Origin of the sequence: Kribbella sp. NPDC051936, assembly GCF_040680955.1 — a bacterium.
Classification (GTDB): Bacteria; Actinomycetota; Actinomycetes; order Propionibacteriales; family Kribbellaceae; genus Kribbella.
The window spans coordinates 374541-388328 of record NZ_JBFAXS010000007.1 but is presented as its reverse complement, the minus strand read 5'-3'; the positions used below and the strand labels follow the sequence as shown (position 1 = coordinate 388328).

The 13788-nt window shown below is 70.0% G+C and carries 12 protein-coding genes and 1 pseudogene; 8 read left to right on the top strand and 5 right to left on the bottom strand.

The genetic code is table 11. The features are described 5' to 3' along the window. The first annotated feature begins 51 nt into the window (after positions 1-51). Complete coding sequence (locus AB0L64_RS26235) at positions 52-678, top strand: TetR/AcrR family transcriptional regulator (RefSeq protein WP_363714117.1); 627 nt, start codon at positions 52-54, stop codon at positions 676-678. Here AB0L64_RS26235 and AB0L64_RS26230 read toward each other — a convergent pair. Beyond that, the gene (locus AB0L64_RS26230) at positions 618-1871 is read right to left on the bottom strand and encodes an MFS transporter (protein ID WP_363714115.1); all 1254 of its coding nucleotides are present in this window, start codon (positions 1869-1871) and stop codon (positions 618-620) included. The genes AB0L64_RS26235 and AB0L64_RS26230 overlap by 61 nt on opposite strands. Beyond that, positions 1868-2407, bottom strand: coding sequence for a helix-turn-helix domain-containing protein (locus tag AB0L64_RS26225; protein ID WP_363714114.1), 540 nt, complete (start codon positions 2405-2407; stop codon positions 1868-1870). The genes AB0L64_RS26230 and AB0L64_RS26225 overlap by 4 nt, the downstream gene beginning before the upstream one ends. A 73-nt stretch (positions 2408-2480) precedes the next feature. Between AB0L64_RS26225 and AB0L64_RS26220 the strand changes: the two genes are divergently transcribed. From AB0L64_RS26220 to AB0L64_RS26210, 3 genes are all read left to right on the top strand, one after another. Then, positions 2481-3083 (top strand): dihydrofolate reductase family protein, encoded by a 603-nt coding sequence (locus AB0L64_RS26220; protein ID WP_363714112.1) that lies wholly within the window; start codon positions 2481-2483, stop codon positions 3081-3083. A 75-nt stretch (positions 3084-3158) separates the two neighbouring features. Further along, entirely contained in the window at positions 3159-3581 is a 423-nt protein-coding gene (locus AB0L64_RS26215) for a nuclear transport factor 2 family protein (RefSeq protein WP_363714110.1), read from the top strand. A 48-nt stretch (positions 3582-3629) separates the two neighbouring features. Then, on the top strand, positions 3630-4856 hold the full coding sequence (locus AB0L64_RS26210) for a deoxyguanosinetriphosphate triphosphohydrolase (RefSeq protein ID WP_363714108.1): 1227 nt from the start codon (positions 3630-3632) through the stop codon (positions 4854-4856). A 69-nt stretch (positions 4857-4925) separates the two neighbouring features. Here AB0L64_RS26210 and AB0L64_RS26205 read toward each other — a convergent pair whose 3' ends face one another. Next, on the bottom strand, positions 4926-6773 hold the full coding sequence (locus AB0L64_RS26205) for a sialidase family protein (RefSeq protein ID WP_363714106.1): 1848 nt from the start codon (positions 6771-6773) through the stop codon (positions 4926-4928). Between the two features lie 98 nt (positions 6774-6871). Between AB0L64_RS26205 and AB0L64_RS26200 the strand changes: the two genes are divergently transcribed. Then, positions 6872-8113 (top strand): FAD/NAD(P)-binding oxidoreductase, encoded by a 1242-nt coding sequence (locus AB0L64_RS26200; RefSeq protein WP_363714105.1) that lies wholly within the window; start codon positions 6872-6874, stop codon positions 8111-8113. Positions 8114-8116: 3 nt separating this feature from the next. On the opposite strand, the gene AB0L64_RS26195 is transcribed toward AB0L64_RS26200, so the two are convergent. Beyond that, on the bottom strand, positions 8117-8965 hold the full coding sequence (locus AB0L64_RS26195) for a biopolymer transporter Tol (RefSeq protein ID WP_363714103.1): 849 nt from the start codon (positions 8963-8965) through the stop codon (positions 8117-8119). A gap of 115 nt (positions 8966-9080) precedes the next feature. Here AB0L64_RS26195 and AB0L64_RS26190 point away from each other — a divergent pair, with 115 nt between their 5' ends. Both AB0L64_RS26190 and dnaG read left to right on the top strand, forming a co-directional pair. Next, complete coding sequence (locus AB0L64_RS26190) at positions 9081-10190, top strand: alpha/beta fold hydrolase (RefSeq protein ID WP_363714101.1); 1110 nt, start codon at positions 9081-9083, stop codon at positions 10188-10190. Between the two features lie 56 nt (positions 10191-10246). Then, the gene (gene dnaG / locus AB0L64_RS26185; RefSeq protein ID WP_363714099.1) at positions 10247-12136 is read left to right on the top strand and encodes a DNA primase; all 1890 of its coding nucleotides are present in this window, start codon (positions 10247-10249) and stop codon (positions 12134-12136) included. Positions 12137-12157: 21 nt separating this feature from the next. On the opposite strand, the pseudogene AB0L64_RS26180 reads toward dnaG, so the two are convergent. Next, positions 12158-12415, bottom strand: a pseudogene (locus AB0L64_RS26180) (DUF664 domain-containing protein); the annotation flags it as partial. Between the two features lie 61 nt (positions 12416-12476). Here AB0L64_RS26180 and AB0L64_RS26175 point away from each other — a divergent pair. After that, entirely contained in the window at positions 12477-13769 is a 1293-nt protein-coding gene (locus tag AB0L64_RS26175; RefSeq protein ID WP_363714098.1) for an adenylate/guanylate cyclase domain-containing protein, read from the top strand. Positions 13770-13788 lie beyond the last annotated feature (19 nt).

Genomic DNA, 13788 nt, shown 5'->3' with positions numbered 1-13788 from the left:
GGCACCTCGCTACGGCGCTGGATCACCAGACAGGACCTAGGATCGGGACTCGTGGAGAAAGTGGACGGACGGTTGGCGCGGGGTGACCAGACGCGTCGTGCCGTTCTGCGTCGTGCGGTCGACATCGCGTCGGTCGACGGACTCGAGGGGCTGTCGATCGGGCGGCTCGCGACCGAGCTCGGGATCAGCAAGAGCGGGCTGTTCGCGCACTTCGGGTCCAAGGAGGAGCTGCAGCTGGCGACCGTCCGGGCCGCACGCCGGATCTACGCGGACAACGTGGTGGTCCCGGCGTACGAGATCGAGCCCGGGCTCGGGCGGGTCTGGGCGCTGAGCCGGCACTGGCTGGACTACTCACGGGGCCGTGTGTTCCCGGGCGGCTGTTTCTTCCAGAAGGTCTCGCACGAGTTCTCCGCGCGCGGGGGCGCCGTGCACGAGTACCTCGCCGCCGTCCACCAGGAGTGGATGGATCTGATCGAGACCGCGGTCGCCGAGGCTGTGGAGCGCGGCGAACTCGCCGACGACCCGGTGCAGCTCGCGTTCGACCTGAACGCGTACTACGAGGCCGCGAACCTCGCCTCGATCCTGCACAACGACGAGAAGGGGTACGACCGCGCGCGTCAGGCGGTGCGGATCCGGTTGGCGTCGGCCGTCGTCCCCGGCACGCCGGTGCCTTGGTGAGTCGGGAGGTCGCGACGCCGACGGATCGGTGACGCGAGCAGGACGAGTCCCGCCAGTGGTACGCCGGCGGTCGTGATCCAGAGCGCCGTTGTCAGGCCGAAGTACTGACCGAGCGTCCCGCCGAGCAGTGCGCCGAGCGGGATGGTGCCGTAGTTGACGAACGCGGTCGTCGCGGTGAGCCGCCCGAACAGGTCGGGTGGGCAGTAGGACTGCAGGAAGGTCGCCTTGACGACGTTGCCGCCGACCACACCCAGGCTCACGCCGAACGCGCCGACCAGATAGAACCACGGGCTCCGCGCACCCAGGGGGATGAGCAGCGCAAGCGTCGGTAGGCCGAGCTCGCAGAGCAGCAGCGCTCGCGCCGTACCGAACCGTAGGGTGTGGCGGCCGACGAACGCGCCGGCGACGCCGCCGCTCGACGCGGCCGCGACGAGCGTGCCGACCGTCGCCGCGGTGAGCCCGGCCTCGCGAACCAGGAAGACGACGACGATCGCCTGATAGCCCATCAGGGCGAGGTTCGAGACCGCGCCGAAGATCGTCAGGGTCCGCAGCCAGACGTCGTGCGCGACGAGTCTGATGCCTTCGCGGATCGCACCGGCCCGGCGTGGGACGTCAGTGCGACGCTCCCGGAAGCGGATCGCCGCGAGACAGCCGAGGGCGACCAGGAAGCTGGCTGCGTCGACGAGCAACGCGTTCGCCGCCCCGGCGAACTGGACGAGCAGACCGCCGCACCCCAGACCGGCGATCTGCGCGGCCGACGCGCTCCCGTGCAGCTTGGCGTTGCCCTCGGCGTGATCCGGGGGATCGAGCAGTGTCGGGAGATAGGCGGTGTACGCCGTCTGGAACACGACGCCCGCGGCTCCGACCAGTCCGGCGACGACCAGCAGCAACTGGATCGTCAGCAGCTCGCCCGCCAGCGGTACGGCGGCGAGCAGGAGCCCCGAGACCGCCGAGGACGCGAGCATGACCGGACGCCGCCGTACCCGATCGATCCACGCGCCGGTCGGCAGTCCGATCAGGAGCCACGGAGCCCAGGAAGCCGCGGTCAGCAGGCCGACCTCGAAGGTCGTTGCGTCGAGCATCGAAATCGCCACCAGCGGCAGCGCGACCGACGAGGTGGCGCTGCCGAAGCGGTTGATCGTCTCGCCGGCCCAGAACAGCCGGAAGTCGCGATGCGTGCGCAGCAGACTCATGAGCGGCGCGGGAACGACTGCAGTTGGACGATCACGCGCTCCGATCCTTCGGCCGGGGCGGTTTCGGTGTAGCGGTCGATGACGGCCCCGATCTCCTCGTTGAGGTTGTGCAGCTGCTCCGCCGTCAGGCGAAGGTCGCGCCAGTCGGAGAGCCCGGCTGCGTGCTGCCATTCGGCCGGCCAGTCTTCGTCGACGTACGTCCGGACACGGTCGTAGTAGCGCTCGACCAGATCTCGCAGGTACACGTCGAGCGCGCGCCGGGTCTGCGGATCGTCGAGGAACTCGGCCGGGTCGAGGACGGTGCGGCCGGGGATGCGCCACCAGCGCTCCCGCTTGGTGCCACGGTCGGGATCTTCCTCGAGATAGCCGTGCTCGGCGAGCAGCCGCAGGTGCCAGCTGATCGTCCCGGTGTTCTCGCCGAGCCGGGTCGCCAGCGTGCTCGACGTGGCCGGCCCGTCGAGCTCGATCGCTTCCAGGATGCGCATCCGGAGCGGGTGGGCGAGTCCGCGCAGACTCCGGGCATCGATCCGTCGCATGAATGCAGAGTAGTCTCTGCAGAGTAGGCTCTGCAATAGGATTCTGTCGGTGGCCGTCCCTAGGTTGGGCGATATGCGGCCTCATGTGGTGGCTCAGCTGGCGGTCTCGCTGGACGGGGTGGCGTCGGGATTCGACGTCGACCTCGCGCGGTTCTATGCGCTGGCGACGCTGTGGCAGGAGGATGTGACGCTGATCGACGCCGGCGCGATCCTCGCCCAGGAGCACGCCTTGCTCGCGGCCCCGCGGCGCGGGCCCCGCGCGGAGGGTCCGCTGCTCGCGGTGGTTGACGAGCGAGCCCGGATCCGGAGTTGGGAGTTGTTGCGCGAGCTCGGGTACTGGTCCGGCGTCCTCGCGCTGTATGCCGACCAGACGCCGGAGCGCCCGCCGGATGCCACGACGCCCGAGCTGATCACCGGCTACGACCAGGTCGACCTTGCCGAGGCGCTGGACGTCCTGGGTCGCCGCGGGGTGCGGACCGTGCGGGTCGATTCGTCCGGCGTACTGCTGAGAACCTGCCTGGCTCTCGACCTGGTCGACGAGCTCGCCCTGCTCGTCCATCCGGTGCTGATCGGCGGCGACCGCTGGTACGACACCGGCCGTCTCGACCTGCGTCACGCCGGCACCGAGGTGTTCCGCGACGGCGTCATCTGGACCCGGTACTGCGTTTCTCGCTGACGCCGGGAACTTCGGGTTCGATCCTGCCGTTAAACTGGGTACAGTGTACGAAGTTTCAGCGAGTGAGGAGCGGGATTGACCGAGAACGTGCCGACAACGGGTGGATTCGAGCCGAGCGCGGCGGACGTGGCGAGCGTGCTCGCGTGGTTCGAGCGGTACGACGCGCTGGCCGCCGAGCAGGACTACGAGGGGATGGCCGACGTCGCGCTGTTCCCGCTGAACGAGGTGTCCGACGACGGCAAGGGCAACGGGCGGGCCGAGCAGCTCGACCGGGCGGCGTACGTCGCGCAGATGGCCCAGGTGATGAGTGGCGCCGCTGACGTGCGGCTCGAGACCACGCGGACGCCGCACTTCCTGTCCGCGGACCTGGTGTTCGTGATCAGCGACGGCACGATGACGTACCAGGGCCACACCCAGCCGATCCGGTACGGCGACCTGCTCGTGAAGGTCGCCGGCGAGTGGAAGTTCCAGACGATGGTTCAGGGCGGTTGGGGCTGACGCCGTCCGGCCTCGAACTGTCGGTCGGCGCCGCTACTGTGAGCGGTGATGAGGAAGCAGCACGAGTGGTACGACGAGCATGATGCCGAGCGATGGGTCGCCGAGCCGGTCAAGAGGCCGGGGCGGACGGCCTTCGCTCGTGATCGCGCACGGGTGCTGCACAGTGCGGCACTCCGCCGGCTGGCGGCCAAGACGCAGGTCGTGACGGCAGGCAGCGACGACTTCGTCCGGAACCGGTTGACGCACAGCCTCGAGGTCGCGCAGATCGGCCGTGAGCTGGCGGCGACGCTCGGCTGCGATCCAGACATCGTGGACGCCGCCTGCCTGTCGCACGACCTCGGCCATCCGCCCTTCGGGCACAACGGCGAGCGTGCGCTGGACCAGGTCGCCGCGGACATCGGCGGCTTCGAGGGCAACGCGCAAACGCTGCGGCTGCTGACCCGGCTGGAGTCGAAGACATTCGACGCCGAAGGCCGCAGCGTCGGGCTCAACCTGAGCCGGGCGACCCTCGACGCAGCGACGAAGTACCCGTGGCCGCGGCGCGCCGGTGAGCGCAAGTTCGGGGTGTACGACGACGATCTCGCGGTCTTCACCTGGTTGCGTCCGGGCGTGGGGGAGCGGCGTTGCCTGGAGGCGCAGGTGATGGACTTCGCCGACGACGTGGCGTATTCGGTGCACGACGTCGAGGACGGGATCGTCGCGCACCACATCGATCTCGCCGCGGTCGACGCGGAGCCGGCGCCGTACTGGGAGACGGTCCGGCAGATGTACTTGCCGGAGGCAACCGACGCCGAGCTGGACGAGGGCTGGGCGCGGCTGAAGTCGTTGCACTACTGGCCCGGGGCGGCGTTCGACGACAGCCGGCGGGCGCTGGGCGGGCTGAAGGACCTCACCAGTCAGCTGATCGGTCGGTTCGCCACCGCGGCCGAGCAGGCGACCCATGCCGTCTTCGGCCGCTCCCGGCTGATCCGCTACGAGGCCGATCTGGTCGTCCCGGATGGCGTCCGTACCGAGATCGGGCTGCTGAAGGGCGTCGGCATGTTCCACGTCCTCAACTCACCCGAACGCCAGGCCCGCCGCGCCACCCAGCGCGAGCTCCTCACCGAGCTCGTGGAAGCCCTGTGGAAAACGGCGCCGCGACACCTGGACGCGCCGTTCCGGTCCGACTTCGCGGAGGCAGCCGACGACAACGCCCGCCTCCGCGTCGTCGTCGACCAGGTCGCGTCCCTCACAGACCCCTCAGCCCAGACCTGGCACGCCAATCTCGTGCGCTGATCCGTCGCCTGATCGGGGCTGGCTTCCACCTCCCGCGCCCGCCGCCCCCCAGGAGCGGCGGGCTCGGTTTCACCGGATGGTGTCGAAGGGCAGGTCGAGGCCCAGTCTGTTGGTGATGGACTTGTTGGTCTGGCGGATCTGGTCGAGTTCCGCGTCGGTGAGTGCCCGGCGGTAGACGCGGAGCTCGTCGAGGGTGCCGTGGAAGCGGTTGGCGCCGTCGACGCGCTGGCCGACGTGGATGCCTTGGACGCCGAACTCCTTGCCCGCCGTGACCGAGCCGGCCGGTGCCGTCGCCGAGCCCACCTCGGCGCCGTCGATCACCAGCCGCAGCTTCCCGCCGGCCCGTTGCAGGACGACGTGATGCCACTGGTCGTCGTTGTACGCCGACGCCGACTGCACCGTCACGTTGAACCGATCGACCGACAACAGTGCGCGGATGCGCTTGCTCTCCGGCTCCGCCCGCAACCACACCTGCGGCGTACTGCCCGAGCCGGTCCGGTACGCCCAGAGGATCGCGTGCGACCCGGTCGTCGCGCCGTACCGGATCCATGTCATCAGCGTGAAGTCGTCCGCGCCGAGATCGATCGACCGGTCGTACGGCACCTCGACGTAGTCGTCGACGCCGTCCAGCGCGAGCCCGTTCCCGAACTTGCCGGCGGCAACAGTCGCCCCGCCGCGCACGTACGCCGGGTTGTGCGCCGGGCCGGTGTCAGGCGTCAACGGCCCCGGCGCGGGCGGACCGGGGATCCCCGGCGGCGTCCCGTTCGGCGTCGACAGGTAGGCCTCGTTGAAGCGCGCCCAGCGGATCGATTCGTACGGGTTCGCGACGCCGGCCTCGTACAGCAGCCCCGCCTGATCTCCGTCGAGCCGGACCATGTCCGAGTACGCCGACGGGCCCCAGTGGAAGACCTTGCCCTGCTCCCAGGTGCCGAACGACCGCGCCTCGTCGTACGACGACCGCACGGTCATCACCTCGCGCGCGGCCGGATGGGCGGGCGCCGAGAACAGGATCCGGTGCGTGCCGAACCGCAGCAACGACCCTTGGACGTCGGGCATCGCCAACCGCGGGATCGTCCGGAACGGCGCGTCGAAGCTCGCGCCGCCGTCGCTGCTGATCGCGTACGCGCGGTTGCCGGGATCGGTGCCGCGTTCCCGAGCCAGCGCGTAGATCTGCCCGTTGTTGCGCTCGACGACAGTGACCTCCTGCGCGATCACCGTCCCGTCGTCGCGGGACGTCGCCGCCCCGATGTGCCAGGTCTCGCCGGCGTCGTCGGAGTACAGCAGGTGGGTGCCGTAGACATGTGGCCCCACGCCGTCGTACGTCTCGAAGTTCGCGCCGACGATCAGCCGGCCGGCGTGCGGGCCGTGCTGGAGCTGGATGCCGTGCATCGGGCCGGTGGCGTACCAGAAGTTCCAGCTCGGCAGCTTCGCGTCGGTCAGTTCGCGAGCAGCGGTCCAGGTCGCGCCGAAGTCGTCGCTGGTCTGGACGTACGGGTCGCGGTCGCAGCCGTTCGTGCAGGGCTCCGGACCGTTGTGCGTGGACACGAGGACGATCCGGCCCGTCTGATTGTCAACAATCGGCACGGGGTTGCCGTGCGTGCTGCCGTTGCCGTCGGACACCACCTGCAACGGGCCCCACGTCCTGCCGCCGTCGGTCGACCGGCGCAGCACGATGTCGATGTCGCCGTCGTCGCCGCAGTCCGCGACGCGACCTTCGGCGAACGCGAGGACGTCGCCGTTCGTCGCGTGCACCACGGCCGGGATCCGGAAGCACGAGTAGCCCTCGGTCTTCTGCTGGAACAGCACGTTGTCCTCGACGAAGGGGGCGGCTTCGCCGGCGTGAGCGGTCGGGGCGGTGAGGCTGCTGAACAGCAGCAGGGCGGCGGCCGCGAGACGGGCCGGTGTGAGTACGCGCATGGCTCTCCCAGAGAGGACATAGGACGTATTATGTCCGCGCAAAGTTAGCGACTCGCGAGGACCGCGGCAAGGGGTCGGCGAGGACTAAGGTTCGTTGCATGGCTGATGCAGAGCAGATCGTGATCGTCGGTGCGAGTCTTGCGGGGGCGACCGCCGCCGAGACCCTTCGGAAGGACGGCTGGAGCGGCGCCGTCGTGCTGATCGGCAGCGAGCAGTCGCTGCCCTACGAGCGACCCCCGTTGTCGAAGGGCGTCCTGCTCGGCAAGGACGAAACCTCGTCCGCCCAGCTGCACGACCAGCAGTGGTACGACGACAACAACATCGACCTCCGCCTCGGGACCACGGTCACCGCGATCGACCCGGCCGCGCACACGGTCACGCTCGACGACGGCTCACAGGTGCCGTACACGAAGCTCCTGATCGCGACGGGCAGTCGCGTGCGCACACTCGACGTCCCGGGGGCGGACCTGCCGGGGGTGCACTACCTGCGGACGGCCGAGGAGGCGCAGGCGCTGACCGATGCGTATGCCGCGAAGCCGCGCGTCGTCGTGGTCGGCGCGGGATGGATCGGGCTCGAGGCGGCGTCGGCGGCCCGCGAGCGCGGCTGCGAGGTGACGGTCGTCGAGCCGCAGTCCACCGCGCTGGCGTCGGTGCTCGGCGAGGAGGTCGGTGAGCTGTTCGCCGAGTTCCACCGGCAGCACGGCGTGCAGTTCCGCTTCGGCACCGGCGTGGACGGCTTCGAGGGAACCGACAAGGTCACCGGGGTGCGGGTGAGCGGCGGTGAGGTGATTCCGGCGGACCTGGTGGTGGTCGGGGTCGGCGTCCAGCCGAACACCGAGCTCGCCGAGCAGGCCGGCATCGAGGTCGCGACCCGCGACAACGGCTCGGGCATCGTCACCGGCGCGGACCTGCAGACCTCGGTCGCCGACGTGTACGCCGCGGGTGACGTGGTCCGCTGGGACCACCCGCTGTTCGGCCGGTTCGTCCGGGTCGAGCACTGGCAGAACGCGAAGGACACCGGCACGTCGGCCGCCAAGGCGATGCTCGGTCAGGACGTGGCGCACGACGCGATCCCGTTCTTCTTCACCGACCAGTTCGACCTCGGGATGGAGTACGCCGGGGAGGTGCCGCGCGGCACGTCGTACCAGGTCGTCCTGCGCGGCGACCCGAAGTCCGGCGCCTATGTCGCGTTCTGGCTCTCCGACGACCACCACGTGCTGGCCGGCATGCACGTCAACACGTGGGGCGCCATCGACGCGGTGCAGAGCCTGATCCGCTCCGGCAAGCAGGTCGACCCGGCCCGTCTGGCCGACACCTCGGTGGACCTCGCCGACGTTTAGGCCCTAGAGCGGGTAGGTGACGTAGGCGAACGACGCGCTGTCCGGCGACCAGCTCGGCACGTTCATCGTGCCCTGGCCGCCGAACAGGCTCGTCAGCTCGCGGACCTCGCCGTCCCTGGTCAGGAGCCGCAGCCGTACGTCGTCGATGTCGGCGGGATGGCCTTCGGTGCCGGGCGGGAAGCTGACGTACGCGATCGCCGACCCGTCCGGCGCCGGGTGCGGGAACCAGTTGACCCGCTCGTCGTCGGTCAGCTGCTCCGCGTGCCCGTCGGCGACCCGGATCCGGAACAGTTGCGCGTGCCCGGCGCGCTCGGAGTTGAAGTAGATCCACTCGCCGTCCGGTCCGTACTCCGAGCCGTCGTCGGCGAACTCGTCGTCGGTCACCTGGACGTCCGCGCCGCCCGCGCTCGGGATCGTCCAGACGTTGGTGATCCGCCGCTCGCCGACCCACTCCAGCCCGATGTACGCGAGCGTCGTACCGTCCGGCGAAACCCCGTGCAGGTAGTGGTGGAACCCCTGCCCCCGATCGTTGGTCACCCGCCGGCCGGCTCCGCCCTCGATCGGCACGGCGTAGAGGTGCCCGTCGCTCGCGGACACGTACACGGTGCGCCCGTTCGGGCTCACCACGTGGTCGTTGTTGATCGCCGGCACACCGCCGAGCTCGATCTCCTCGAGTCCGTCGCCGACGCGGAAGAGCCGCCCGTCGCCGTTGACGATCAGCTGCCCGTCAGGCGTCCAGTTGGGCGCTTCGAACAGCATGGTGCCGGAGCTGTGGACGAGCCGATGCTCGCCCGAGGTCACATCGACGACGTAGAGCTCGGCGCGCTGACCTGGTCGCAGGGTGCGTGGCATGACAACCAACCTATGGCACCGAACGACGGCCGCAGAGGACTGTCCAGCACGGGACCTCCGGCCCTGCTCTGCCGGCAGCCCGCTTCGTACGGTGAGTCCGAAGAGGTGGGTGCTGGTGGCAACGAGGACGGCGACGCCGCGGCCGGTGGGGATCCGTACCGAGCCGGTGCTGTCCTCCGTCCTCGCGTTCGTGGCCGGCACGGTGAGCCTCTCCGTCGGCATCGGGCTCGGGCTGCCGCATCTCACGGCAGGCTCTGCAGTCGGCGCGGTCGTCGGGCTGGTGGCGTTGGTGGCCGGGCTGTTGCTGACCGGGTTCGCCGCGGTCGTTCTGGTACGGCGGGTGCGTGGCTGGTGGCGGCTCCTCGTCGTACCGGCGTTGTTGGCGTTTACGCTCGTTGCCGTCCTGTCGGTCGGGCAGGCCGTCGCGGCGACGCAGGTGCCCCGGACCACGGTCGGGGCGACGACGCCGGGTCATTGGGGACTGAGCTACACCGATGCAGCGTTCGAGACCAGCGACGGCGTCAAGCTGTCGGGCTGGTACATCCCTTCGACCAACGGTGCCGCGGTCGCCGTACTCCACGGTGCCGGATCCACCCGCTCGGACGCGCTCGGCCAAGCCGCCGTACTGGCACGGCACGGGTACGGCGTCCTGCTCTTCGACGCCCGTGGCCACGGACGGAGCGCGGGCCGGGCGATGGACTTCGGCTGGTACGGCGACGAGGACGTCGGCGCGGCCGTGTCCTATCTACAGAGCAGGCCGGACGTCCGCTCCCGGATCGGCGCGCTCGGGCTGTCGATGGGTGGAGAGGAAACGATCGGCGCGGCTGCCGTGGACACGCGGATCGGTGCCGTCGTCGCCGAGGGCGCGACCAACCGCGGTACCGCGGACCGTGCGTGGCTCTCGGACCAGTACGGCTGGCGGGGGACCTTGCAGGAAGGCATCGAGTGGCTGACCTACGGCGTGACCGACCTGCTCACGCCGGCCGACCAGCCGATCTCGCTGCGCGACGCCGCCGCGGGGGCCGCGCCACGCTCGATCCTGCTCATCGCGGGAGGCGCGCTGCCCGACGAGGAGTACGCCGGCCGGTACATCGGAGCCGGCTCACCCGGTTCCGTCCAGCTGTGGGTCGTACCTGAGGCGGGGCACACCGCGGGACTGCAGGTCGCGCCCGCGGAATGGGAGCAGCGAGTGATCGCCTTCTTCGACTCGGCCCTGCTCGGTTAGGACCGGTTCGTCGTCCCGCGGGCGAGTTTGCTTGCCGATGATCGTAGACTCACGGCGTGGCAGGCCGGATCAAGGAAGAGGACATCGCGCTGGTGCGCGAGCGAGCCCGGATCGACGACGTCGTCGGCTCGTATGTGACCTTGAAGAACGCCGGCGGGGGCAACCTGAAGGGCCTCTGCCCGTTCCATGACGAGAAGTCGCCGTCGTTCAACGTCACGCCGTCCCGTGGCTTCTTCTACTGCTTCGGCTGCCAAGAGGGCGGCGACGTCATCGACTTCATCCAGAAGGTCGACCAGATCACGTTCTCCGAAGCGGTCGAGACACTGGCCTCCAAGGTCGGCATCCAGCTGCGGTACGAGGACTCCGGCGCGCCGGTGCAGCGCGGCCCGGGGAACCAGCGGCCGCGGCTCGTCGAGGCGCACAAGGTCGCGGCCGAGTTCTACGTCGACCAGCTGTTCGGCGCGGCCGAGGCCTCACTCGGACGGCAGTTCCTGGACCAGCGCGGCTTCGACAAGGACGCGGCCGTGCAGTTCGGGGTCGGGTTCTCGCCGCGTGGCGGCGAGGCGCTGGTCAGCCACCTGCGCGGTCGCGGTTTCACGAATGCCGAGCTGGTCGCGTCCGGCCTGGCCGCCGACGGGCAGCGCGGGCTGTACGACCGGTTCCGCGGCCGGCTGATGTGGCCGATCCGGGACGCGTCGTCCGACGTGATCGGGTTCGGCGCGCGCCGGCTGTTCGACGACGACCGGATCGAAGCGAAGTACCTGAACACCCCCGAGACGCCGATCTACAAGAAGTCCAAGGTCCTGTACGGCGTGGACCTGGCCCGCCGCGAGATCGCGAAGGGCCGCCAGGCCGTCGTCGTCGAGGGGTACACCGACGTGATGGCGTGTCACCTCGCGGGCGTGCAGACCGCGGTCGCCACCTGCGGAACGTCGTTCGGCGACGACCACGCGCGGGTGCTGCGGCAGCTGCTGCTGGACCACGACCAGTTCCGCGGCGAGGTGATCTTCACCTTCGACGGTGACGCGGCCGGCCAGCGTGCCGCGCTGAAGGCCTTCGAGGGCGACCAGGCGTTCGCCGCCCAGACGTACGTCGCGGTGGAGCCGGACGGTCTGGATCCCTGCGAGCTCCGCCTCGAGAAGGGCGACGCCGCGGTGCGCGAGCTGATCGGCCGCCGGGTGCCGCTGTACCGCTTCGTCCTCACCAACATCCTCTCCCGCTACGACCTCGACCGGGCCGACAGCCGGATCGACGCGTTGCGCGAGGCGGCGCCGCTGGTCGCCCGCATCCGCGACAAGTCGAAGGTGACGTCCTTCTCGCTGGAGCTCGCCGGGCGACTCGGCATGGACGAGGAGCAGGTCCGCGCCGAGGTGTACCGCGCAGCGTCCAAGGCCGGGGCGCCGGGGCAGGCGGCCGGCAACCAGCCGCCCGTCGCGCAGCAGGTCGTCAGGAACGACGTTCCGTCGCCGCGGGACCAGCGGTTCGTGATCGAGTGGGACGTGCTGAAGGTCGCGATGCAGTACCCGGCGCTGGTCGGGGTCGCGTTCGACGAGCTCGACGACCACGACTTCACGCACCCGTGGCTGGCGGCGATCCGCGCCGCGATGGCGAAGACTGGCGGCCCGTCCGCCGCGCCCCCCGGCGAGGCCTGGGTGGTCGCCGTCCGCGACGCCGTCGGAAACGACCCCGCGGCCGCCGTCGTCGGCGCGCTCGCCGTGGACCCCCTGCGGCTCGGCCGCGAGCCCGACGAGCCGTACGCACTCGCGTTGCTGGCGCGGCTGCAGGAGCTGACCTGCGCACGCCGCATCCTCGACCTGAAGTCCAAGCTCCAGCGGACGAACCCGATCGACCGCGCGGACGAGTACAACCGGATGTTCGGCGAACTCATCGCCCTAGAGGCCTACAAGGCCGAACTCCGCAACCGAGCCATCTCCGGCGCGATCTAACCGAGGGCGCGGGCGCTGCCGTCAGGCAGGATCGTTGCCCGTCAGGCCGTCGACCGCCTCGCGCAGGATGTCGGCGTGGCCGGTGTGCTTCAGGTACTCCTCGAGGAGGTCGAAGGCGATCATCCGCCGGTTCGCGGACCACGCCGGGTCCTCGATGACTACCTCCAGCCCACCGTCGGCGCTCAGCACCTGCCACGCAGCACGCGAACGCGCGGCCGCGCCGTACCAGAGCGCATACAACTCCTCCGGATCGTCAGCGACCGCGGACTCCCAGCCCCAGCATGCCGTGGAAGCGGCTTCGGAGGATGTCGACGGCGGTTTGCGAGCCTACGCTGCTGAGGTGACCGGTTCCTGGCTTCAGGCTGGCGTCCGCGGGCGTGGCCCTGGGCGGACCGGTGTCCGCTGGCTGGAGCGACTGGCCGACCTCGGCGCACGGCCGGAGGACACGCATGACGAGCGCCTCCGCCAAGGCACGCTCATCTTCTCGTCACTGCTGATCACCGTGATCTCCACGATCTGGGTCACGACCTACCTCGCGTACGGCGACCCGGTCTCGGCCGCGATCCCTGCCCTGTACCAGTTGGTCACGATCGTGGGGCTGGCGGTCCTGGCGCGCACGCGACGGTTCGCGATCTTCCGCACCACGCAACTGCTCGCGTTCCTCGTCCTGCCGGCGCTACTGCAAGTCTCGCTCGGCGGCTTCGTCGCCTCGAGCGCGATGATCCTCTGGGCGGTCGTCACCCCGCTGGCCGCGCTCGCGCTGCTCGGCATCCGGCGCTCCGTACCGTGGCTGATCGCGTTCCTGCTCGAGCTGTTCATCCTCGGCCTCGTCGACTCCAGGCTTGCGGAGTCGCCGTCGGAACTGCCGTCCGGTTTCGTGGTCACGTTCCTGGTGATGAACGTCGCGGGGACGATGGTGAGCGCGTACGTCATGCTCAGCTACTTCGTCGAGCAGCGCGAGCGCGCCCACCGAGCCCTCGAGGCGGAACGGGAACGCTCGGAACACCTGCTGCTGAACGTCCTCCCGGAGCCGATCGCCGAGCGCCTCAAAACCGAGCCAGGAGTGATCGCCGAACACTACGACTCGGTCAGCGTGCTGTTCGCCGACCTGGTCGGCTTCACGGCCCATTCAGCGGTGATGGCCGCGGCCGACGTGGTAACGCTGCTGGATCAGGTCTTCTCCGCCTTCGACCGAATCGCCGACGCCGAGGGCGTCGAGAAGATCAAGACCATCGGCGACGCGTACATGCTGGTCGGCGGCCTCCCGAACCCGCGGCCCGACCACCTGGCCGCAGTCGCCCGCACGGCCCTCGCCCTCCGCGACGAGGTAGCCCGCCTCGCCGCACAACCCGGCCAAGAATGGCTGGCGATCCGCATCGGCATCGACTCGGGCCCTGTCGTGGCCGGCGTGATCGGCCGCCGCAAGTTCATCTACGACCTCTGGGGCGACACCGTCAACACCGCCAGCCGCATGGAGTCCCACGGCCAGGCAGGCGCCATCCAACTCACCGCCCGAGCTGCCGCGGCCCTGGGCCCCGACTTCACGACCCATCCGCGGGGCACGATCGAAGTCAAAGGCAAGGGTCCGATGCAAACTTTCCTCCTCGACCACCCGAATCCGCGGATCGCGTAACTTTCCGGGTCTGGTGAGT

What these genes read in the sequence shown, in the direction of transcription:
- AB0L64_RS26210 (WP_363714108.1), top strand. Translation starts at nt 3,630, where the DNA reads ATGAGGAAGCAGCACGAGTGGTACGACGAGCATGATGCCGAGCGATGG.
- AB0L64_RS26225 (WP_363714114.1), bottom strand. Translation starts at nt 2,407, where the DNA reads ATGCGACGGATCGATGCCCGGAGTCTGCGCGGACTCGCCCACCCGCTC.
- AB0L64_RS26220 (WP_363714112.1), top strand. Translation starts at nt 2,481, where the DNA reads ATGCGGCCTCATGTGGTGGCTCAGCTGGCGGTCTCGCTGGACGGGGTG.
- AB0L64_RS26205 (WP_363714106.1), bottom strand. Translation starts at nt 6,773, where the DNA reads ATGCGCGTACTCACACCGGCCCGTCTCGCGGCCGCCGCCCTGCTGCTG.
- AB0L64_RS26230 (WP_363714115.1), bottom strand. Translation starts at nt 1,871, where the DNA reads ATGAGTCTGCTGCGCACGCATCGCGACTTCCGGCTGTTCTGGGCCGGC.
- AB0L64_RS26200 (WP_363714105.1), top strand. Translation starts at nt 6,872, where the DNA reads ATGGCTGATGCAGAGCAGATCGTGATCGTCGGTGCGAGTCTTGCGGGG.
- AB0L64_RS26195 (WP_363714103.1), bottom strand. Translation starts at nt 8,965, where the DNA reads ATGCCACGCACCCTGCGACCAGGTCAGCGCGCCGAGCTCTACGTCGTC.